This window comes from Paraburkholderia sp. MM6662-R1 (assembly GCF_050436245.1).
Taxonomy (GTDB): domain Bacteria; phylum Pseudomonadota; class Gammaproteobacteria; order Burkholderiales; family Burkholderiaceae; genus Paraburkholderia; species Paraburkholderia tuberum.
The window spans coordinates 1562450-1584807 of sequence record NZ_JBNDLV010000001.1 but is presented as its reverse complement, the minus strand read 5'-3'; the positions used below and the strand labels follow the sequence as shown (position 1 = coordinate 1584807).

The 22358-nt window shown below is 65.6% G+C and carries 18 protein-coding genes; 10 read left to right on the top strand and 8 right to left on the bottom strand.

Going from position 1 to position 22358, the window contains the following annotated elements:
* Positions 1-425: 425 nt before the first annotated feature.
* The 5 genes from map (at position 426) to minE (ending at position 4084) form a co-directional block, all read left to right on the top strand.
* Complete coding sequence (map, locus tag OKW39_RS07510) at positions 426-1211, top strand: type I methionyl aminopeptidase (RefSeq protein WP_187616018.1); 786 nt, start codon at positions 426-428, stop codon at positions 1209-1211.
* 91 nt (positions 1212-1302) lie between these two features.
* Entirely contained in the window at positions 1303-1836 is a 534-nt protein-coding gene (locus tag OKW39_RS07505; RefSeq protein ID WP_090803490.1) for a GNAT family N-acetyltransferase, read from the top strand.
* A gap of 208 nt (positions 1837-2044) precedes the next feature.
* Positions 2045-2893, top strand: a complete 849-nt coding sequence (minC, locus tag OKW39_RS07500; RefSeq protein ID WP_184045634.1) for a septum site-determining protein MinC — start codon at positions 2045-2047, stop codon at positions 2891-2893.
* Positions 2894-2999: 106 nt separating this feature from the next.
* A complete protein-coding gene (gene minD, locus OKW39_RS07495) occupies positions 3000-3815 on the top strand; it encodes a septum site-determining protein MinD (RefSeq protein ID WP_018419744.1) in 816 nt (271 codons plus the stop codon).
* A gap of 14 nt (positions 3816-3829) precedes the next feature.
* Positions 3830-4084, top strand: coding sequence for a cell division topological specificity factor MinE (gene minE, locus OKW39_RS07490; protein ID WP_008922443.1), 255 nt, complete (start codon positions 3830-3832; stop codon positions 4082-4084).
* A gap of 225 nt (positions 4085-4309) precedes the next feature.
* On the opposite strand, the gene OKW39_RS07485 is transcribed toward minE, so the two are convergent.
* Together OKW39_RS07485 and OKW39_RS07480 are read right to left on the bottom strand one after the other, a co-directional pair.
* The gene (locus OKW39_RS07485; protein WP_429335919.1) at positions 4310-5746 is read right to left on the bottom strand and encodes a chloride channel protein; all 1437 of its coding nucleotides are present in this window, start codon (positions 5744-5746) and stop codon (positions 4310-4312) included.
* A gap of 58 nt (positions 5747-5804) precedes the next feature.
* Positions 5805-6827 carry an IS30 family transposase gene (locus OKW39_RS07480; RefSeq protein ID WP_429562353.1) on the bottom strand — a complete coding sequence of 341 codons (1023 nt, stop codon included), beginning with the start codon at positions 6825-6827 and terminating at the stop codon, positions 5805-5807.
* 245 nt (positions 6828-7072) lie between these two features.
* On the opposite strand from OKW39_RS07480, the gene waaC reads away from it, so the two are divergent.
* Together waaC and OKW39_RS07470 are read left to right on the top strand one after the other, a co-directional pair.
* Complete coding sequence (waaC, locus tag OKW39_RS07475; RefSeq protein ID WP_090803495.1) at positions 7073-8077, top strand: lipopolysaccharide heptosyltransferase I; 1005 nt, start codon at positions 7073-7075, stop codon at positions 8075-8077.
* A gap of 520 nt (positions 8078-8597) precedes the next feature.
* A complete protein-coding gene (locus OKW39_RS07470) occupies positions 8598-8729 on the top strand; it encodes a hypothetical protein (protein ID WP_269217455.1) in 132 nt (43 codons plus the stop codon).
* Positions 8730-8763: 34 nt separating this feature from the next.
* On the opposite strand, the gene OKW39_RS07465 is transcribed toward OKW39_RS07470, so the two are convergent.
* The 6 genes from OKW39_RS07465 to ppc form a co-directional block, all read right to left on the bottom strand.
* Positions 8764-8943 (bottom strand): hypothetical protein, encoded by a 180-nt coding sequence (locus OKW39_RS07465; RefSeq protein WP_018419748.1) that lies wholly within the window; start codon positions 8941-8943, stop codon positions 8764-8766.
* A gap of 220 nt (positions 8944-9163) precedes the next feature.
* Entirely contained in the window at positions 9164-10471 is a 1308-nt protein-coding gene (locus OKW39_RS07460; protein ID WP_090803499.1) for an MFS transporter, read from the bottom strand.
* A 368-nt stretch (positions 10472-10839) separates the two neighbouring features.
* Positions 10840-11373 (bottom strand): energy transducer TonB, encoded by a 534-nt coding sequence (locus OKW39_RS07455; RefSeq protein ID WP_090803500.1) that lies wholly within the window; start codon positions 11371-11373, stop codon positions 10840-10842.
* A gap of 361 nt (positions 11374-11734) precedes the next feature.
* Entirely contained in the window at positions 11735-13141 is a 1407-nt protein-coding gene (gene argH / locus OKW39_RS07450) for an argininosuccinate lyase (protein WP_429562352.1), read from the bottom strand.
* A gap of 140 nt (positions 13142-13281) precedes the next feature.
* A complete protein-coding gene (locus OKW39_RS07445; RefSeq protein ID WP_184045646.1) occupies positions 13282-14094 on the bottom strand; it encodes a helix-turn-helix transcriptional regulator in 813 nt (270 codons plus the stop codon).
* 165 nt (positions 14095-14259) lie between these two features.
* Entirely contained in the window at positions 14260-17496 is a 3237-nt protein-coding gene (gene ppc, locus OKW39_RS07440) for a phosphoenolpyruvate carboxylase (RefSeq protein WP_429562351.1), read from the bottom strand.
* A gap of 543 nt (positions 17497-18039) precedes the next feature.
* Here ppc and hemC point away from each other — a divergent pair.
* The 3 genes from hemC to OKW39_RS07425 are packed head-to-tail and all read left to right on the top strand — an operon-like array spanning position 18040 to position 22222.
* A complete protein-coding gene (hemC, locus tag OKW39_RS07435) occupies positions 18040-19038 on the top strand; it encodes a hydroxymethylbilane synthase (protein ID WP_429562350.1) in 999 nt (332 codons plus the stop codon).
* Positions 19038-21029, top strand: coding sequence for a fused uroporphyrinogen-III synthase HemD/membrane protein HemX (gene hemDX, locus OKW39_RS07430; RefSeq protein WP_429562349.1), 1992 nt, complete (start codon positions 19038-19040; stop codon positions 21027-21029). Before hemC ends, hemDX begins: the two co-directional genes overlap by 1 nt.
* 2 nt (positions 21030-21031) lie before the next feature.
* Positions 21032-22222, top strand: a complete 1191-nt coding sequence (locus tag OKW39_RS07425; RefSeq protein WP_184059569.1) for a heme biosynthesis HemY N-terminal domain-containing protein — start codon at positions 21032-21034, stop codon at positions 22220-22222.
* The last annotated feature ends 136 nt before the right edge of the window (positions 22223-22358 follow it).

Sequence of the window (22358 nt, the reverse complement as noted above, 5' to 3'; positions counted from 1 at the left end):
TCGCCTATTCGGCAATGCTCGCGTTGAGCTGCACGATCGCGGTGAGCTGCTCCATCGCCGAGACCGTCTCGCCGAGCGAGGCAGCCTGCTTCTCGGTGCGCTGATTTAGTATGGAAAGCTGAACGATTGGCGTTGCCGGCTCGATGATCCTTCGAGTTCCTTTGCTCTTAAGTCGATGCGAGCGCCCAGGCCCGCAACGGGCCGCGCAAAAACTGTCATCCTGATTCGGGCGCGCGCCGCAGCAAGCCGCGACAGCGCCACCGCCGCTTCTCGCGCACCGCTTCGGCCGGTTTTCGAGGGGTCCACTGACGATCCTCTGTACAATTGCCCGAAATCGCCCAATCGAGCGGCGGTTGCGGGCCGCCGGGCTTTCGGGCGCGGCGGGTCATCTCGCGCTTGACCCGCGACTCACATCGACTGAATTCATGGCCATTACGTACAAGACTCCCGACGATATCGCGAAGCTGCGCATTGCGGGCCGCCTCGCGGCCGATGTGCTGGCAATGATCGGCGAGCACGTCAAGGCAGGCGTCTCCACCGACGACCTCGACGCGCTGTGCAACGACTACATCGTCCACACGCAAAAAGCGATTCCGGCCAATGTCGGCTATCTGGGCTTTCCGAAGACCGTCTGCACGTCGGTCAACCATGTCGTGTGTCACGGCATTCCGAATCGCAACGAGATCCTGAAGGACGGCGACATCCTCAACATCGACGTCGCGATCATCAAGGACGGCTATTTCGGCGACACGAGCCGCATGTACTGCGTCGGCCAGTCGAGCACGGTCGCGCGTGCGCTGATCGACACGACCTACGAGGCGATGGTGGCCGGCATCCGCGAGGTGAAGCCGGGCGCGACGCTCGGCGACGTCGGCCACGCGATCCAGAAGGTCGCGCAGCGCGAGGGCTTCTCGATCGTGCGCGACTACTGCGGGCACGGCATCGGCAAGGTCTATCACGAGGACCCGCAGGTGCTGCACTATGGGCAGCCGGGGCAGGGGGTGCGCCTGAAGCCGGGCATGGTCTTCACGATCGAGCCGATGATCAACGCGGGCCGCGCCGGCACGTCGGTACAGCGCGACGGCTGGACCGTGATCACGAAGGACCGCTCGCTGTCGGCGCAATGGGAGCACATGGTCGCCGTGACCGACGACGGCTATGAACTGCTGACGCCGTGGCCGGACGGCACGGGCGACTACGACGCGCCGTGAGCGGGACCGCATATTCTGGTCAATAATAAATTTGACTCGCCGGCCGGTTCGGTTAAAGCTACGCGTTAGGGTTTCCAGGGGTTTCGTCTGCATGAGTCCGTCATTGACCGTTCGCCGCATCACTGCTGATCAGGGCGCCGTTTTTCGCGAACTCCGCACGGCCTCGCTGCGGGAGGCGCCGTATGCCTTCGGCGCGACGCTCGAGGACGCGTTGTCGGCCGATGCCGCCAGTTTCGACGCGACCGCGGCGAATCACGCGGTTTCGCAGTCCGTCGGTGCATTCCTGCTCTATACCGAGGGTCATCCGGCCGGGCTGATCGAGGCGCATTTCGACGACACCGCGGCGCGCCGCGCGTTCGTCTGCGAGTTGTGGGTGGCGCCGGCCGTGCGCCATCTGCGCGGCGGCGAGCTGCTCGTCGATACCGCGAGCAGCTGGCTCGCGAATGCGGGCGCCACGGAAATCTACGCGTGGGTCGCCGACGCGAACCGCAACGCGATGCGCTTTTACGAAGCGCTGGGCTTTGGCCCGACAGGCGAGCACCGGCGCGTCGAGCGCGCACCCGAGCAGGTCGAAAGTCTGCTGGTGCGGCACGTGCCGACCACTTCGCAGGTGTTACAGCAGTGATCGCCCAAGCGGCGCGTCGCGCGCGCCGCTCGTCTTCGCCGTCCCTTCATCACGGTCTTTTTCCCGCCAGCGTTTCTTTCGCACCGTCGCGCGTCGATCGCATCGACGACACGCGTTGCGCTCGCGCGCGAGTACCGATTCTCCCGGGAAAAATAGTGGCCGCGCGCTTGTACGCCTGTAAAATACGCAAAATTTTTCGCCGAACGCTATGTCGCCCAAGAAATCGCCCTTTTTCGAACTGCGCAGCGGCTCTGTCGACACGCTGATGTTCGTGGTCAAAACGACCGACCTCGATGCGATGCGTGCCGAGCTGACGCGACGCTTCGAGGCGACCCCCGAATTCTTCGCTAACGACGTCGTCGCGATCGACGTGCGGCGTCTCGCCGGCAACGAACGCGTGCCGCTCGCCGACATCGCGCAACTGCTCGACAGCGTGCGCATGCGTCCGGTCGGCGTGGTCGCGAATGCGGAGCAACAGTGGGCGACGGAGTCGGGATTGCCGTTGCTCGAAGCGCGCGATCGCCGCGGCGCGCCGGCGAAGCAGGCCGATGAGGACAGCACGGCGAGCGCGGCAAACGCGGCGGCAGGCACCGAGGCAAGCGCGGGCACGAGCGCGTCCGCCAGTTCTGCATCCGCAACCGCCAGCGCGGCCACGGGCACGGCCGCTGCCGCCGCCGTCGAACCCACGCCCGCCGCCGAGCCGGTGCGTCTTGCCACGTCGCCGCAAACGATGGTGGTCGACAAGCCGTTGCGCTCGGGTCAGCGCATCTACGCAAAAGGCGATCTGGTCGTGCTCGGTCTGGTCAGCTACGGCGCCGAGGTCATCGCGGAAGGCAACATCCACATTTACGCGCCGCTGCGCGGCCGGGCATTGGCCGGCGTGCAGGGCAATCACGACGCGCGCATCTTCTGCACGTGTCTCGAACCGGAACTGATCTCGATCGCGGGCATCTATCGAACGACCGAGAACCCGCTGCCGGCCGACGTGCTCGGCAAGCCGGTGCAGATCTGGCTCGAAGAAGAAAAGCTGATGATCGAACCGCTGCGGCTCACGTAAAGCGCCGCGAAACGCGCCCTGCCCCGAGCGATTGCGGCACGCGGCGTTTCACGGCGAGGCGGGCCGCGCACCAATTGACGCATTTGACGAACACAAGGTAAGGGTAATGGCAAAAATCATTGTGGTGACTTCGGGCAAGGGTGGCGTGGGCAAGACGACCACGAGCGCGAGCTTTGCGTCGGCCCTCGCGTTGCGCGGCAGCAAGACCGCCGTGATCGACTTCGACGTCGGCCTGCGCAACCTCGACCTCATCATGGGCTGCGAGCGCCGCGTCGTGTACGACCTGATCAACGTGATCCAGGGCGAAGCGAATCTGAATCAGGCGCTGATCAAAGACAAGAAATGCGAGAACCTGTTCATCCTCCCGGCCTCGCAAACGCGCGATAAAGACGCGCTGACGATGGAAGGTGTCGAGAAGGTCATCAACGATCTGATCGCGATGGACTTCGAATACATCGTCTGCGATTCGCCGGCCGGTATCGAGTCGGGCGCACTGCTTGCGATGCACTTCGCCGACGAAGCTCTGATCGTGACGAACCCGGAAGTGTCGTCGGTGCGCGACTCCGATCGCATTCTCGGCATCCTGTCGTCGAAGACCAAGCGCGCGATCGAAGGCAAGGAACCGATCAAGGAGCACCTGCTGATCACCCGCTACAACCCGAAGCGTGTCAGCGAAGGCGAAATGCTGTCGTTGACCGACATCCAGGAAATTCTGCGCATCGATCTGATCGGCGTGATTCCGGAATCGGAAGCGGTGCTGCACGCGTCGAACCAAGGTCTGCCGGCCGTGCATATGGACGGCACCGATGTGGCCGAAGCCTATAAGGACGTCGTGTCGCGTTTCCTCGGCGAGCAGAAATCGCTTCGCTTTGTCGATTACCAGAAGCCCGGGCTGCTGCAGCGCCTCTTCGGCACCAAGTAAGGGGAGCGCACGTCATGTCGATTCTTTCGTTTTTGCTGGGCGAGAAAAAGAAGTCCGCGTCGGTAGCGAAGGAACGCCTGCAGTTGATCATCGCGCACGAGCGCGCCGGCGGCCATGCGCCCGCCGATTATCTGCCTGCGTTGCAACGCGAACTGGTGGCCGTGATCTCGAAGTACGTGAAGATTTCCGACGACGACATACGCGTGAGTCTCGAGCGTCAGGACGATCTCGAAGTGCTTGAAGTCAAGATCGAAATACCCCAGGCCTGAGCTTCGGATGGACCGCGGTCCGTCTCGCATCATGTGCAGGACGTCGCATGGCGTCGCGTCGGAGCGACGTGATGCGTTGCGGCGTTCGGCTCGTCCTCTGGCTTCTGTCTGAAGCCGTCTCTTCGCATCTCCACGGCGCTCGCCATTTCCCGGTCGAAATGAACCGTTGCACTCCAGCGGTGCCGTTACCCCGCGCAACGTCAGCCTCGCGTCGCCCTCACGCATCTACTGACGCGGCGAGTCGGCGGTATCCGTCGTGATGTCGTCTGCGGCATCGTCGGCGCTCGGCTCGCCGTCCTCGCTTTCCGCTTCCGGCACCTCGACCTCGGGCACTTCCGGCACTGGCGCAGGCATGGGCTGCGGCAGCGGCGCCACGTAGCGCTCGGCGAGCGACTCATAGAGCGGCGGCGCGAACAGGCGGGACACTCGGCTCGCGATCAACGCGGTGGCCATCAGCGAAATCACGAGCGCGTGGCCGTCGATCATCTCCATCACGATCACGAACGAAGTGATCGGCGACTGCGTGACCGCGGCCAGATAGCCGACCATCGCGAGCGCGATCAGCATCGGCAATTGCATCGAATCGAACACCATGTGCAGCAGATTGCCGAAGCCCGCGCCGATCGACAGCGACGGCGCGAAGATGCCGCCCGGAATGCCCGGCAGGTATGAGCCGACCATCGCGATCATCTTCAGGAACGGATAGAACACCGACAACTGCTCGTGTCCCTCGAGCAGGCCGCGCGCTTCCGTATAGCCGCTGCCGAACGTCGTGCCGCCCGAGATCACGCCGACCACCGCGATCGCGAAGCCGCACAGCGCGGCGAACACAACCGGCCGCTCGCCGTGCAACTGACGCAGCGGCTCCGGAATCCAGCGCGCGGTATTGAGCAGCAGCCAGCCGAAGATACCGCCTGCGATTCCCGTGACGATCGCGGTGAGCACCACCGCGACGGCGAGCAGATCAGGGAAATGCGCGCCGATCTGGATCGTACCGAAATACGTGTAGTTGCCGTTCAGGCCCAGTGCGACGACACCCGCAATGATGATCGCCGTGATCAGCACGCCACTCGTGCGCGCCTCGAAGCTGCGCGTCAATTCCTCGATTGCGAATACGACGCCCGCGAGCGGTGTATTGAACGCCGCCGACAAACCCGCTGCCGCGCCCGCCAACGCGAGCTGCCGTTCGATCTGCGCATTCGAGCGCGGATAGAACCGGCGCAGATTGAACATCAGCGCGGCGCCGACCTGCACCGTCGGTCCTTCACGGCCGATCGTAAAGCCGCCGAGAATCGCGAGAAACGACACGCCGATTTTGCCGAGCAGAATTCGCAGCGACAGCAGCCGCGTGCCGTATCCGCGCTGTTTCATGTGCAGCGTCGCGATCACCTGCGGGATGCCGCTGCCCTCGGAGCCGCGAAAGAACTTGCGCGTGAGCCAGACCGCGAGTGCGGCGACCGCGGGCGTGATCACGAGCGGCGCCCACACATACCGCTGCCGGACATCGAGAAACGCGTCATACCCCCAGTCGATCAGACGCGCGTACAGCACCGCGACCAGGCCGACGGCGATGGCACCGAGCCAGAAGATGCCGTATTGCCGCCACAGGCGTTTTGCGTGACGCATGACAGCGGGCGAACGGGAAGGGAAGGGCCGGGACATGAATTAGATTCGTGCAAAGGGCCAAGGGCGGTTTCAAGAGTGAAGCGCAACAGCGGGTTTAATGTTTAGAGCCTTGAGGTTGACTTGCTGATGCGAGGGTCGCGGCGAAGACCTCGAAGGGTGAATGGAAGTTGTGAGTTGCACGAGGCCGGCTGTTCAGACTGTCGGCGATGGCGTCGAGTTCGTCCTGACTGTAGACCGAAAGGTCTGTGCCTTTGGGCAGATACTGTCGCAGCAGCCCGTTGGTGTTTTCGCAAGTGCCGCGTTGCCAGGGACTGTGCGGGTCGCAGAAGTACACGTTCACGCCGGTTGCGGCAGCGAGCTCTTTATGGCGCGACATTTCTTTTCCCTGGTCATAAGTGAAGCTCTGGCGCAGTGGCGCAACAATCGAATTGAGTTTGGCAGAGAAGCCCGCCAGCGCGGAAGCGGCGGTGGCGTCTTCCATCTTGGCGAGCAGCACCAGGCGGCTGGTCCGTTCGACCAGCACGCCTACCGAGGACTGGTTGCCGGCACCCTTGATGAAGTCGCCTTCCCAGTGCCCAGGCAGCAGTCGGTCTTCGATTTCGGGCGGCCTCACATGAATACTGACCATGTCGGGAATCTGTCCGCGCCGGTCGGTGCCCCGTGTACGCGGCATGCGCGTGCTGTGGCCATGGCGTAAGCACGCAATTAGCTGACGGCGCAGTTCGCCGCGCGGCTGGGCGTAGATGGCCGTGTAGATGGTTTCGTGCGAAACCTGCTGGGTCGGGTCGGTCGGATACATACGCTTCAGTGTGCCCGATATCTGCTGGGGTGACCATTTCCACTCGAGCAGGGTGAGAACGATGCGCCAGCAGACGCTTTGCAGGCAAAGCTTTGTGGGGCTGCGACCTGCGCTGCGGCGTGCGGCACTGAGCGCTTCAGCCGGCACGGACGCGTAGCCAGCAGGCAAGCTGTTTCGCGCCAGTTCACGGCTAACGGTGGCTGGCGAGCGCCCGAGTATCCGGGCCATGGCCCGGATACTCGAACCCTGCAGATGCAGACTTGCAATGGTCAGGCGCTCTTCAGGCTGAAGTTGCTGGTACTGAGTTCTTTCGTGCATCGCAACACCTTATACGAAACAGGTGTTGCACTTCAGATTTGAGGCCGCCAAGTATAAAGCGTGCGGGATCGACCACAACACGTGAAAGATGTTTGAAATAATGAAGTGAAGTGAATCATCAGGCGGATATTTTTTTTGCTGTAACGTGCCGTATTGAGAATCGGACCGTGCGCAACGGCCATTTGGCGGGATCGGTAAAACGTCAGCTAGAATAGTTTCAATTTCGAATAACGAACAGACCCTCAATGAAGCGAATACTTATTGTCAAGGTCACTTCACTAGGCGATATCGTGCAGGCGTTGCCAGTCGTCGCCGACATCAAACGCGCATTTCCTGGCGTTCAGGTGGATTGGGCGGCGGACGAAGCATTCGCGCAAGTCGTGCATTGGAGCCAGGGCGTCGATCGCGTGCTGTGCGCGCCGCTGCGCCGCTTCAAGAAGGCGCGTCGCTGGAGTGATCTGAAGGCGATCTGGGCATCCATCGCCGAGCTGCGCGCGTATCGCTACGACTACATCATCGACATCCACGGCGTCTACAAGAGCGCGATCATCGCCTTCCTCGCGCGCTCATCGCGGCGCATCGGCTATCAATCCCTGGATCTGGGCGAGCGTGGCGCGGCGTTCGCCTACACCGGGCGTTTCGGCCCACGTCCGCAAGGCAGCGCGTGGCACGGCATGCGCATCAGCGCCAGCGAGGCGCTCGGCTACGAAGTGGAAGGACCGCCCATCTACGACCTGCAGCTACCCGAAACCGTCCCGCAGCCGTTCGCGACGCAAGACGCGCCTGTCGCGGCGCTCTTTCACGCCACCTCGAAAGCAGACAAGAAATGGCCGCTCACGCACTGGGCGGCGCTTGGACGCGAGTTGAGCGAGCGCGGTTTTCGTGTGGTGCTGCCGTGGGGTTCGGACGGTGAGCTTGCCGAAGCCGGGCAGATCGCCGCGCAGGTGCCAGGCGCGACCGTGCTGCCGCCATTGAGTGTGACCGAAGTTGCGCAGATGATCGGCGCGTGCGCGCTCGTGGTCGGTACCGATACGGGTTTCGTGCACCTCGCGCATGCGCTGCAGAAGCGCACCGTGATGATCTTCGTCGCGACGTCGCCATCGCATTGCGGCGTCGAGGCGCCGTATCGCTCGACCTCGATCGGCGACGGCGACTCGGTGCCGCCGATCAGCGCGGCGCTCGAAGCGATCGACTACGTGTACGCGGCAGAGCCGGTGCTCGCGATGCAGCAAGGATCTGCCGCCGCCTGAGTTCGTTCGTGCGCTCGCGCAATCGTTTGCGCAAAAGAAAAGAGGCGCGATGCGTAGTCCACCCTTGCTGGCGGGGACTGCATCGTCGCGCCTCAAAGAACGCCCGTGTCGGGGAACAGCGGGCGGAGAGGAATCGATTACACGTCTGTTAAAACTGTCGCTTTTCGTTGGACGCCGAAGCGTCCGATGCGCGGACGCGGGGGCGGCAAGCTGATACGCCGCGGTGCGTCGAGGCTCGCACGGCGCGCGTTGAACCGCTCGATTGCGGCGACGCCGGCGCGGCCAGCAAGGTTTCTATCGCGACAGTGCGCTCAACGGAGTATAGGCGGTGTTTTCCGCCATGGTGGCGCGATCTGGCGGCAGCGGGGCGGTCGATCGAACGCGCCGATCCAGCGCGCCGGTCCTGTAACAGCTCGGTGATGTTTCCTTACAAATGGCAACGTTCGCTGCGGCGCGCGTCGTGTCCAATCGGGTCATTCGGGGTTTGCGCTCGAATCAATCTGACTCGATGGAGAACAACATGAAACGCTTGATCCTGACTCTCGTGGCCGGCACGCTGCTCGCATCGGCACTCGGCGGCTGCGTTATCGCGCCGGCGCCGGGCTATTACTACGGCGGTGGCTACTACCATCACGGCTACTACTACCGCTAAGCCGCGCGCCGTGCTCAGGCCCGGAGCACCAGCCTCAGGCGACCAGCATTTCGAACGCGACCACCGCGGCAATGGCCGCGGCGTTCGCGGCCAGCGCCTCGACGACGATGGATTTCCATGTCGTCGGACGGAAGCGCAGCGCGAGCAGCAGCGAGCCGAGCAAGGCCAGCGCGATGATCGTCACGATATCGGCATTGTGAAGATGGACGTTCATGCGGATCTCCCCGTTTGTTATAGGGTTATGTCAGGGAGTATAGGCAACTCAAAAGGACGCGCAAGGCGGGGGTTTTACCCGGGCCGGGCCGCGGAAACAGCGAGGAAATAATGCTCTCAGCATGTTGCCGCAGACGCGTAAAAACTGCGCGGGTGCAGCATCGATCGAACCTCGGCAAACGCGCATCGACGAAAGCGTTGTTTCGCCGATGCGCGTTGCATCATTTCATCAAACTCTCATCACGCGTCTCGCGCATGCACAGCACGCCGACAAGGCTCACGGTCGCGGCGACCGACACGTACGCGCCGACCCACGCCAAGCCGCCGTGCGCGGCGAGCACCTGCGCGATATACGGTGCGACCGACGCGCCGAGAATCCCGCCGAGGTTGTACGCGACGCCGGCGCCCGTATAGCGCACGTTGGTCGGAAACAGTTCCGGCAGCAGCGCGCCCATCGGCGCGAAGGTCACGCCCATCAGGAACAGCTGGATCACGAGAAACAGCAGCACGAGCAACGGCTCGCCGCTGCCGAGCAGCGGCGCCATCGTGAAGCCCGACAGGATCGCCGCGATGATGCCGACGATCAGCACCGGCTTACGCCCGAAGCGATCGCTCGCACGGGCCGACAGCGGCGTCGCGATTGCCATGAACACGACCGCGATGCACAGCAGGCCGAGGAACGTCTGCCGCGGAATATGCAGCGACCCGACGCCGTACGACAGCGAGAACGTCGTCGCGTTGTAGAACAGCGTGTAGCAGACCACCATCGCGAGCGCGCCGAGCACGGTCGGCCGCCAGTGCTGTGAGAACAGCGTCGCGATCGGCACGCGCACGCGCTCCTTGCGCTCGATCGCTACCTGGAACGCGGGCGTTTCGGCAATCTTCAGCCGCACGTACAGCCCGAGCGCGACGAGCACCGAGCTGACGATGAACGGCACGCGCCAGCCCCAGCTGCGGAACTGCTCGTCGGAGAGCGACATTGCGAGCGCGAAGAACAGGCCGTTGGACGCGAGAAAGCCGATCGAGGGCCCGAGTTGCGGGAACATGCCGAACCAGCCGCGTTTGCCGGCCGGCGCGTTTTCGGTGGCGAGCAGCGCGGCGCCGCCCCATTCGCCGCCGAGGCCGATACCCTGGCCGAAACGCAGCACGCACAGCAGGATCGGCGCGAGGCTGCCGATCGCGTCGTAGCCCGGCACGAAGCCGATCAGCGTGGTCGACAGGCCCATCACGAGCAGCGACGCAACCAGAGTCGATTTGCGGCCGATGCGGTCGCCGAAGTGGCCGAACAGGAACGAGCCGATCGGTCGCGCGACGAACGCGATGCCAAACGTGACGAACGCCGACAGCGCCTGCGCGGTGGCCGAGCCATGCGGGAAGAATACCGGTCCGATCACGAGCGCCGCGGCGGTCGCGTAGACATAGAAATCGTAGAACTCGATCGCGGTGCCGATGAAGCTCGCGAAGATGATCCGCGCGGTATTGTTTTGCCCGCTTGCGGGCTGAGCGGCGGAAATCGGCGAAGTGGACATGCAGGGTCTCCAATTGTATGAGGCCGCGGCGCGCTGAGCCGTGTTTCGCAGACAGGCGGCGCGCAACGGCGGCATCCTCGTTGAGGTATAGGTTTGGGCGCCGCACGCGGGGTGGCGGCGCGGCACTGCAGTCGGCTCATGCGCCGCGCCGGCGGGTGTGCGGACGGCGTGAGCCATGCCGGAAGGCTCCGGCGCGGGGAATCGGAAAATTATAGCGAGCGCGCTCGTCGCGCAGCAATGGCGGCGCAAGCTTGCGCGGCAACGAGGTTGCTTTATGAGTTATGCGCGATGACTCGAGTAGCTCGCGCGTGGCCGACCCATGCGCGGCTGCGCTGGGCGGTGCGTGTCAGCGCACGCGCCAACCGCGCTCAGTCGTACGTTTCCGCTTGCGGCGAGGCGAGCTCGCGCAGCTGGAATTTGCCGTTGTCGTTGAACAGCCAGTCTTCGAACAGCTCGAGCTGGCCGCGGCCATTCAGCAGCTTGCCGGGCGGTTGCGGCAGCGGCGCCGAGCGGCGCAGCGTCGCGAGCGCGGTGCTTTCGGCTTCGTCGTCGCCGTTCGTGCGATACACCGACGACTCGACGATGTGTCCATAACGATCGACCGTGAACGACACCACCACCAGCGAGCGCAGCATCGGCTGAGGCCTGCCCTGGAGCACATACGACGGATTGCGCTCGACGATCCGTCGTGCGACCGCGTCGCGATATTGATCGAGCGTCGCGCTGTTGATCGCGGCCACCGGTGTGCTGACGGTTTCGTGAGGCGTCAGCGGTGTGATCGTGCAACCGGCCACGGCGACAACACCGAGCGCGGCGAGCGATAGCCGATGCATGCGAGCGGCCGTGAAGGAGCGCAGAGCCACACGGTGAGAAACAGGAGGGGGAGAAGTGCGAGAGAGCATCGTCGACGAACCGCGAGGAGAACCTGATTGAATGGTAGTCAAAAACCGTCGGGATTCAATTGGCGTTCGCCCGCCGGATGTCATCGTGCGTGCCCCGCTGAGGCGCTTTGCTTTCCGCTGTAATGGCCGGAAATGTGCGCGCATTGGTCGGCGAGCGAAACCCGCCTACACTCTGATGGCCTCTTCTTGAGGCATCGGTGGAAGTCTTTTCAGCCCGCTTCTGGCGGGCTTTCTTTTGCCTTCGATTCGCCATTCAAACGCGGCAATAAAAAAGGCGAACCCGCCAAACGGGTCCGCCTTTTCGATCCGGTTCAACCAGCTACGCCGCAAGCTGAGGCTCACGGCGCTGCCCAGGCGTCGATTACTTCAACGTCGCACGCGCCGCTTTCACCGCGGCCAGCACCTGCTCGGGCGCGGTGCCGCCCGGATGATTGCGGCTCGCCACCGAGCCCTCGAGCGTCAGATACGAGAACACGTCGTCGCCGATCAGATGCGCGACGTTCGGCAGTTCGCCGCGCATTTCGTCGAGCGTCAGGTCCGCGAGATCGCAGCCGCGATCGGCGCACACGCGCACCGCGAGCGCGACTGCTTCGTGCGCGTCGCGGAACGGCAGGCCGCGCTTGACGAGATAGTCGGCGAGGTCCGTCGCGGTCGAGAAGCCTTGCAGCGCGGCGTCGCGCATCGCCTGCGGCTTGACCGTGATGCCGGCGACCATTTCGGCGAAGATGCGCAGCGTGTCGGCGACGGTATCGACGGTGTCGAACAGCGGCTCCTTGTCTTCCTGGTTGTCCTTGTTGTACGCGAGCGGTTGGCCCTTCATGAGCGTGAGCAGCGCCATCAGATGGCCGTTCACGCGGCCGGTCTTGCCGCGCGCGAGTTCGGGCACGTCCGGGTTCTTCTTCTGCGGCATGATCGACGAGCCGGTGCAGAAACGGTCGGCCAGATCGATGAAGCCGACGCGCGGGCTCATCCACAGCACCAGTTCTTCGGAGAAGCGCGACACGTGCGTCATCACGAGCGCGGAGGCGGCCGTGAATTCGATCGCGAAGTCGCGGTCGGAGACTGCGTCGAGCGAGTTCGCGCAGATGCCGTCGAAGCCGAGCGTCTTCGCCACGGCGTGACGGTCGATCGGATAGCTGGTGCCGGCGAGCGCGGCCGCGCCGAGCGGCAGACGGTTCACGCGCTTGCGGCAGTCGATCATGCGCTCGGCGTCGCGCGAGAACATTTCGACGTACGCGAGCAGATGGTGGCCGAACGTGACGGGCTGCGCGACCTGCAGGTGCGTGAAGCCCGGCATGATGGTCGCGGCGTTCTTCTCCGCGAGCTCGAGCAGCGCCACGCGCAGTTCGGTGAGCAGCTCGCCGATGCGGTCGATCTCGCCGCGCAGCCACAGGCGGATGTCGGTCGCGACCTGGTCGTTGCGTGAGCGGCCGGTGTGCAGGCGCTTGCCGGCGTCGCCGATCAGCGCGGTCAGGCGCGCTTCGATGTTCAGGTGCACGTCTTCGAGATCGAGCTGCCATTCGAACTCGCCGCGCTCGATTTCACCTTTGATCTGCGCCATGCCGCGCTGGATCGCGGCGAGGTCGTCGGCGGAAATGATCTTCTGCGCGGCGAGCATCGACGCGTGCGCGAGCGACCCTTCGATGTCGACGAACGCCAGACGCTTGTCGAAGAAAACCGACGACGTGTAGCGTTTGACGAGTTCCGACATCGGCTCCGAGAAGCGAGCCGACCAGGCTTCGCCTTTTTTGTGCAGTTGGGACGTCATGGTGTTGGGCGGTAAAAACGAGCGGTGAAGAGGCTGGCAACGCGAATGCGCGAATCGTGCAGAAGCGCCGCCGCAGCGAAGAAAGACGAAGATTTTAACACCGGGTGAGGGCGGCCAAAGCGCTGCCGCCCGTCGCGGGCCTATTCGCGCACCAGCACCACGAGCTTCAGATCCTCGCGATGCGCGGGCTTGAACGTGATCTGGTCACAAACGATGCGCCCGTCGCGCGGATGGTTGAACTCGCGCCTGCCACCTTCGCGCCCGCCGACGTCCTGGGAGGCCCAGTAGCGTGCGAACTCGTCGCTCGCGGCCGACAGCGAATCGATCAGCCCACGTGTGGGTGCATCGTTCAGATGGCGGATCGAGTCGGCGCGGAATTCGGCGGCGAGCCGCCGCGCGCGCGTTTCCCAATCGACGATCAACGCGCGCGCGGCCGGCTCGGTGAACGTGTAGCGCAGCAGGTTGCGGTCGTGCGCGCCGTCGAGCCAGCCGACGAACAGATCGGCCGCGCGCTCGTTCCACGCAAGCGCATTCCACTGCCGGTCGAGCACGTAGGCGGGCGTGTCGATGAGCTGCACGGTTTGCAGCAGCGTGGCGGGCGCATCGGCGGCCGCCGGGTCGGGCTCGGCCGGATCGCGTTGCGCGGCCAGCTCGAACAGATACGCGCGCTCGGCGCGCGACAGCTGCAACGCGACCGCGATGCGCGCGAGCGCATCGGCGGAAGCGGACACTGGCCGGCCCTGCTCGATCCACGTGTACCAGGTCGGGCTCACGCCGCACAGCTGCGCGACTTCCTCGCGCCGCAGACCGGGCGTGCGGCGACGCGGCCCCGGCGGCAGCCCGACCGCCTGCGGCGACAGCCGCTCGCGATGGGCGCGGATGAAGTCGCCGAGCGCGCGGGCCGGGGTGGCGTCGAGCGGCGGCGGGTGAGCGGCGGAAGACGGCGTCGTCATGCTATCGGCTGCGCGTGGAGGGGGTAATAGAGATACCAGAATAATTGCCGAACTTGTACTGGTACATGGCGGGCTCTATTGTAGCGGCTGGATTCGCGCAATGAGAAAAGCCGGGCGTGACCTGCGTCGGCCACACCCGGCTTTTTGTCCGCCAATGCGGCAACCTCAACCGGTATTGCGCAACCCCGCCGCGATTCCGTTGATGCTCAAATGAATGCCGCGCCGCACGCGCGCATTCGTGTCGCCCGCGCGATAGCGTTTGAGCAGTTCGACCTGCAGGTGATTGAGCGGATCGAGGTACGGAAAGCGATTCTTGATCGAGCGCGCGAGCAGCGGATTCTCGGCGAGCCGGTCGCTCTTGCCGGTGATCTCCGACAACACCTTCGACGTGCGTTCCCACTCGGCGACGATGCGCTCGAACACATGCTTGCGCAGCTTCTTGTCGGTCACGAGCGCGGCATAACGCGACGCGACCGCGAGGTCGGTCTTCGCGATGACCATGTCCATGTTCGACATCAGGTTCGAAAAGAACGGCCAGCTCTTGTGCATCTTCTGCAGCAGCGCGAGACGGCGCGCGCGTTCGGCGTCGGACGGCGCGCTGTCGAGGTGCTCGGCGACCGCGCTGCCGAAGCCGTACCAGCCGGTCAGCAGCAGCCGGCATTGACCCCACGAGAAGCCCCACGGAATCGCGCGCAGATCCTCGATCTTGCGTTGCTTCGGATCCTGCAGCTTGCGCGACGCGGGGCGGCTGCCGATGTTCAACTCGGCGATCTCCGCGATCGGCGTCGACTCGAAGAAATACTCCTTGAAGCCCGGCGTTTCGTAGACGAGCGCGCGATACGCGGCCATCGCCGTATCGGACAGCTGCTGCATCGTTTCCTCGTACACCGGCAGCTCGGCCAACGTGTGGTCGTGCGGCAGCAGCGACGCTTCGAGCGTCGCGGCCACGACGGTTTCCAGATTGCGCCGGCCGATTTCCGGATTTGCGAACTTGCTCGCGATCACTTCGCCCTGCTCGGTCAAACGGATCTGACCGTCGACGGTGCCCGGCGGCTGCGACAGGATCGCCTGGTAGGTCGGGCCGCCGCCGCGCCCGACGGTGCCGCCGCGCCCATGGAACAGACGCAGCGTCACGCCGCGGTCGTTGAACAGCGACACGAGCGCAAGCTCCGCGCGATACAGCTCCCAGTTCGACGTCAGGAAGCCGCCGTCCTTGTTGCTGTCCGAGTAGCCGAGCATCACTTCCTGCTCGTTGCCCTGATGTTCGATCAGCGCGCGAATGCCCGGCAGCGCGATCAGATCGCGCATGATGTGCGGCGCGTTGCGCAGGTCGGGGATCGTCTCGAACAGCGGGATCACCATCAGGCCGGCGCGCGCGGGGTCGTGCTCGTGGCCGAGGCGTCCGCGCAACAGGCCGGTTTCCTTCTGCAGCAGCATCACCTCGACCAGGTCGGTAACGGTCTCCGTGTGCGAAATGATGTAGTTGCGCACCGCGCGCGCGCCGAACTTCTCGCGCGTCATGCGCGCTTCCTCGAGCACCGCGAGTTCGCTTTTCACGAGCTCGGAGTAGTCGGCGGAGGGCACGCGCAGCGCGCGCGGCTGCGCGAGTTCGGCGAGCAGCACGGTCAGCTTGTCGGCTTCCGGCAACGCCGCGTAATCGTCCTCGACACCGGCGCGCTTGAGCAGCTCGGCGATCACCGCTTCGTGGATGTCGGAGCTTTGCCGCAGATCGATGCTCGCGAGATGGAAGCCGAACACTTCGGCCGCGCGCGCGAGCGGCGCGAGACGCGGCGCGGCGAGCGGCGCGCCGTGATGCTCGGCGAGCGAATCCATCAGCACGTGGAGGTCGCGCACGAAGTCGGCGGCGTCGTCGTAGGGAATCGCGCGGACCGGCGCGACGCCGCGGCCGGCGCTGCGCAGCGGCACGCTGCCTTCGCCGAGGCGCACGCGCGCGCTTGCCGCGAGCCGCGTGTAGATGCCGATCAGCGCGCGACGATACGGCTCGTCGGTGCGATGCGGCGAATGGTCGGGCGAGATGGCCGCGAGCTCATTCAGCGCATCGCTCGCGCCGACGAGCACATTCGACATCGATAGCTCCTCGCCGAGCTTGTGCACCTGCTCCAGGTAGTGCTCGAAGATCACTGCGGCCTGACGCGTGATCGCATTTTCGAGCGTTTCGGCGGTGACGTTCGGATTGCCGTCGCGATCGCCGCCGATCCAACTGCCCATCTGGAAGAACGGCGGCAGGCGCGCTTCGAGACCATGCTCCTTCAGCGCCTCCTCGATGTCGGCGTACAGCGCCGGCAGTTCTTCGAGGAAGGTGCTGCGGTAGTACGACAACGCGTTTTCGATTTCGTCGGCGACCGTCAGACGCGAGTCGCGCAGCATGCGCGTTTGCCACAGCGACGTGACGCGCGCGCGCAGCATCGCTTCGTTGTGCGCGCGCTCGCGGTTCGTCAGCGGCTGGTCGCGCTCGGCGAGCAGACGCGCGATGTCGTGCTGCGCGTCGAGAATGCTCTTGCGCTGCACTTCGGTCGGGTGCGCGGTCAGCACCGGCATGATCAGCGCGTCGTCGAAAAACCGCTGCAGCACCGGTGTCGCGGCCGCACCAGCCGCGGCGAGCCGCTCGAGCGCATGGGCGATCGTGCCCGGCTGCGAGGCCGAGCCCGCGAGCGCGTGAATTCGGTGACGGCGGTTGCGGTGCCGGTCCTCGGCGATGTTCGCGAGATGCGAAAAGTAGCTGAACGCGCGCACGACGCTGACGGTCTGCTCGGGCGTCAGCGTGCGCAGCTTCTTGTCGAGCGTCTGCGCGGCGGCGCTGTCGTCCTCGCGACGGAAACGCACTGCCGTCTGCCGGATCGTCTCGACGATGTCGAACACCGCCTCGCCTTCCTGCTCGCGCAGCACGTCGCCGAGCAGACGCCCGAGATAGCGGATGTCTTGGAACAGCGGGTGGTCCTTGTCCTCGCGCGTGCGGCCGCCGCTTTTCGCGGTGGTCGCGGCGGCGGACTCAGCCGGCGGTACGTCCTTCGGTTTCGACGGGTTCGCGGCGCGCGGGGGTGTTGCGTCGCCATCGACCTTGGCCTTGGCCTTGGCCGGCTTGCGCGCGGTGGCCGACGTCGCGGCCTGTTCGGCCTTGCCGGCTTTCGACGCCTTTTGCGCCTTGTCCTGCTTGACGGGCACCGAGGTCTGCGCGGCCTTCGGGGCTTTGGTGGCGCGAGCGGCGAGGGCGCGGCGCCTGGCGCGCTGGTCGGCGCGCGTCTCGCCATGTTGACCGACGCTCGACGATATGGCGTGCGCGGCAACGTCGGACAGGGCGTCAGGCGCCGCGGCGTCGGCCGGGCGAGCGGTGGGCGAGGCAGTGTTGCGGCGGGCGGGGCGCGCCGATCCGGAAGACGTCACGATGAGTTTCCTCGGGGAAGCCAGGGTCTGTTGATTGATGAACTGCGACTGCGGAACTGCCACCAGCAAGTGCAACGTGAACTGCGTGCAACAGGGACTACGCAACGGACTACAAGACGGACTGCTAGTGCAACTGCAACGGAGACTTGAAACGGCGACTGTACACGGCGATTGCTCGACCCACTACGAAGCGGCCCGCGCGTGCCGCACCGCGTACGCGGAACGACACGAGCGCTGCCGAATCGAGACGCCGACGAGGGAGAAAGGAGCCACGGGCTGCCAGCCCGCGCTGGGACCGAACACGCGGCAGGCATTGCCTCAGCATGTTCGCCGCATTGCATCATCCCGCATGCCGCCGCGCAGTGCGCGAACGACCGTACGTGACAACGCGGAATGGGCGCCTTCGCGCATGGCGCGAAGCCCGTCTCCTCGGTCGATGCCGCTTGCGCACGGCGCTTCGCCGTGCCTTGGAACCAAAGGGCGCGAACGAGGGCGCGTGCTAACATTGATTGTTATTCCATCCCGACATCCAGCAGCAAGCTAATGAACACCGAGACGTTTTCCACGCCACCCCACACGCTTGTGATTGCGTCGCGAGAGAGCCGCCTTGCCATGTGGCAAGCCGAGCATGTGCGATGTGCGCTGCACAAATTATATCCATCTTGTGACGTAAAAATCCTCGGAATGACGACACGTGGCGATCAGATTCTCGATCGCACGCTGTCGAAGGTGGGTGGCAAGGGGCTCTTCGTGAAGGAGCTCGAAGCCGCGCTCGCTGATGGCCGCGCCGACCTCGCGGTGCATTCGCTGAAAGACGTGCCGATGGAGTTGCCCGCCGGTTTCGCTCTGTCCGCCATCATGGAGCGCGAGGACCCGCGCGACGCGTTCGTGTCCAATCAGTACGACTCGCTCGCCGCGCTGCCGGCCGGTGCCGTGGTCGGCACCTCGAGTCTGCGGCGTGAGGCGATGCTGCGCATGCGCTATGCGCATCTCGACGTGCGGCCGTTGCGCGGCAATCTCGATACCCGACTCGCCAAGCTCGATCGCGGCGATTACGCGGCGATCATTCTGGCCGCGGCCGGGCTGAAGCGGCTGGGTCTCGCCGATCGCATCCGCGCGCTGCTCGATCCCGAGGACAGTCTGCCCGCGGCGGGCCAGGGCGCGCTCGGCATCGAGATTCGCGCCGATCGCGCGGACCTCGCCGCATGGCTCGCGCCGCTGCATCATCCGCACACGGCGGCGGCCGTCGAAGCGGAGCGCATGGTATCGCGCGTGCTCGGCGGCAGCTGCGAGGTGCCGCTCGCGGCCTATGCAACCTGGAGCGATGGCGCGCTGCATCTGCGCGGCATCGTCGCGACGCCGGACGGCCAGTGCGTGCTGAGCGCGCAGGCGTCGGCGCCGGCGCCCACCGTCGAGCGCGCGCTCGCGCTCGGCGAGGAAGTGGCGCACTCGCTCGTGCAGCAGGGCGCGCTCGACATCGTCCGCGCGCTCAGTACGGCGAGCGGTCCCGCGGCCGCGCCCAGCGCGGCGGCCAGCGAGTGATGGCCGCCGTCTCGCCCGAGAAGGCGCCCTTCACGGTCGTGATCACGCGGCCGGCCGGCCAGTCGAGCGAACTCGTCGAACAGCTCGAAGCAGCCGGACTCGCGTCGCTCGACTTCCCGCTGATCGACATCGCGCCCGTCATCGACGACGCGCCGTTGTGCGCCGCGCTCGCGTCGCTCGAACGCTACGCGCTCGTCGTGTTCGTGTCGCCGAACGCAGTCGATCACGCGTTCGCGCGCCATAACGATATCTGGCCGCATGCGCTGCCGATCGGCGTGGTCGGCCCGGGCAGCGTGCATGCGCTCGCGCGCCACGGCGTCAGCGCGCCCGAGCATCGCGTGATCAGCCCCGCCGCGGGCGCCGACGACGAATCGACGAGCTTCGACTCCGAGAGCCTGTTTGCCGCGCTCGAGGCGCAACTCGGTGCCGCGGGCCTCGAAGGCAAGCGCGTGCTGATCGTGCGCGGCGACGGCGGCCGCGAATGGCTGAGCGAGCGCCTGCGTGAAGCCGGCGCCGAAGTCGACGCGGTGGCCGCTTACCGGCGCATCGTGCCCGAGCCGTCGATCGGCGCATGGGCGCGCGTGCACGAACTGCTCGCGGGCACGCCGCACGCATGGCTTCTGACCAGCTCCGAAGGCGTACGCAATCTGCACGAACTCGCGCACGAGCATCTGACCGCCGGCGAGATCGAGCAGCTCAAACACGCGCCCCTCGTCACGCCGCATCCGCGCATCGCGCAGACCGCGCGGGCATTGGGTTTTGATAGGATTACGGTGTCCGGCGCGGGCGACGAACGCATAGTCCGAGCCCTCGTTGCCGCAGCCGCCGTGCCTCCCGTCGTCCAACCGGTATCGTCCAACCCGGCTCAACCACGCATGACTGAAACGAACGCATCCACGAACGCCTCACCTCAGCCGCCCGCAAGCGCCGCCTTGCCGCCGAACCCACCCTTCACGCCGTACGAAGCGCAAAAGCGCCGCAGCACGAGCGGACCGCTGCTGTGGTTGGTCATCGTGGTCATCGCGTGCGCGGCGGGCGTGGGCGGCTTCGCGATGAACCGCAAGCTCGTGCGCACCGAGCAGGAACTCGCGCAGCGTCAGCAGGCCAACGACACGCAGACCAACGAGCTGCGCATCAAGATCGACCAGGCGCTCGCCACCGTGCATCAATCGGACTCGCAGGTCGCGCAGCTCGAAGGCAAGCTCGCCGATGCGCAGGCCGCGCAGCAGGCGCTGCAACAGCAATACGCGGATCTCGCGCGCAATCGCGACGACTGGACGCTCGCCGAAGTCGGGCAGATGCTGTCGGCGGCGAGCCAGCAGTTGCAGCTGACCGGCAATACGCAGCTCGCGCTGTTCGCGTTGCAAAGCGCCGATACGCGCCTCGCGGCGTCGGACAGTCCGCAGGCGGTCGCGGTGCGCAAGGCGATCGCGCAGGACATCGACAAGCTGAAGGCCGCGCCGTCCACCGATCTGACCGGCCTCGCGATCAAGCTCGACAACGCGATCGATCGCGTGAACGGCCTGCCGCTGTCGGGTGAAGCACCGATTCCGCGTGCCGCGCCGCATGCGGCCACGTGGGCCGACACTGCGAAGGTGGCCGCTGCCACCGGCAAGCCGCGCTGGGAAGTGTGGATCGACGAGGTCACGCACGGCATCGGCCAACAGCTGACGAGCCTCGTGCAGGTGCGCCGTATCGACAACGCCGACGCGATGCTGGTCACGCCGGATCAAGGCTACTTCGTGCGCGAGAACCTGAAACTGCGTCTGCTGTCGGCGCGTCTCGCGCTGCTGTCGCGCAACCAGACCACGCTGAAGTCCGACCTGCAGGCAGCGCAGTCCGCGTTGACGCGCTACTTCGACACGTCGTCGAAAGACACGCAGACGGTCATCGATCTGGTCAAGCAGGTGGACGCCGATTCGGCCGCGGTCGAGCTGCCGAACCTCGATACGAGCCTGCAGGCCGTCAATCAATACCGGAACCGGGGTTAATCATGGCGATCCGGGGACTCCTGTGGCTCGCGGCGCTGTTCGCCGTCGCGGTCGTGCTCGCGGTGGGCGGGCGCTTCGACGCTGGGCAAGTGCTGCTGATCTATCCGCCGTACCGCGTCGACATGTCGCTGAACCTGTTCGTCGTCGGGCTGGTGGTGCTGTTCGTCCTGCTCTATGCGCTGTTGCGCATCATCCGCAATATCTGGCGCATGCCGCAGCGCGTCGCCGCGTACCGCGCACGCGCGCGTGTCGCGAAGGCGCACGCGGCGTTGCGCGATGCGATCGGCAACCTGTACGCGGGGCGTTTCTCGCGCGCGGAAAAGGCCGCCAAGGACGCGCTCACGAATGGCGACAACAAGGGCGCGGCCGGTTTGATCGCGGCGACCGCAGCGCATCGCATGCATGAGTACGCGCGGCGCGACGAATGGCTCGCGCAGATCGACGAAGCCGACTGGCAGGACGCGCGCCTGATGGCCACCGCCGACATGCGCGCCGACGGCCGCGACGCCGACGGCGCGCTCAATGCGCTGACCGAGATGCAATCGCAGGGCGCGCGGCGCATTCACGCGCAGCAAATCATGCTGCGTGCACAGCAGCAACTGAAGAACTGGGGCGAAGTGCTGAAGCTCGTGAAGACGCTGGAGAAGCGCGAGGCGATCCATCCGGCGGTCGCGGTGCGGCTGCGTCAACTGGCGGCGGAAAATCTGCTGCGCGATCGTCGCCACAATGCGGACGCGCTGCTCGAACTGTGGAACTCGCTGTCGGCGACCGAGCGTCATTCGCCGCGCCTCGCCGACACCGCCGCCGAACTGCTGGTCGCGCTGAACCGTCCTCAGGAGGCGCGCAAGATCGTCGAGGAGGCGCTCGCGCAGAACTGGGATGCGCGCCTGTTGCGCCGCTATCCGGACACGGCCGGCGGCGACGCGTTGCCGCTGATCCAGAAGGCCGAGGCGTGGCAGAAGGATCGGCCGGAAGACGCGGACCTGATGTTCGCGCTGGGGCGCCTGTGCCTGCATCAGCAGTTGTGGGGCAAGGCGCAGTCGTTCCTCGAACGCGCGCTGAAGCTTGCCGACAACGAGACGCTGAAGATCCGCTCGCATCGCGCGCTCGCGCGTCTGCACGAGCAGCTGGGCGATACCGACAAGGCGAGCCAGCACTATCGCGAGAGTGCGTTGGCGATGAACGTGACGTGAGTTCGGCGTTTTCGGCCATGCGCTGAAGCGCGCAAGCCCCGGAAACCGCTACCTGATGGCCGCAGCCCCGCGCTGCGGCCATTTGTTTTTCCGGCGGCCGGCGTTCCGGCGGCCGGCGTTCCGGCGGCCGAGCGTG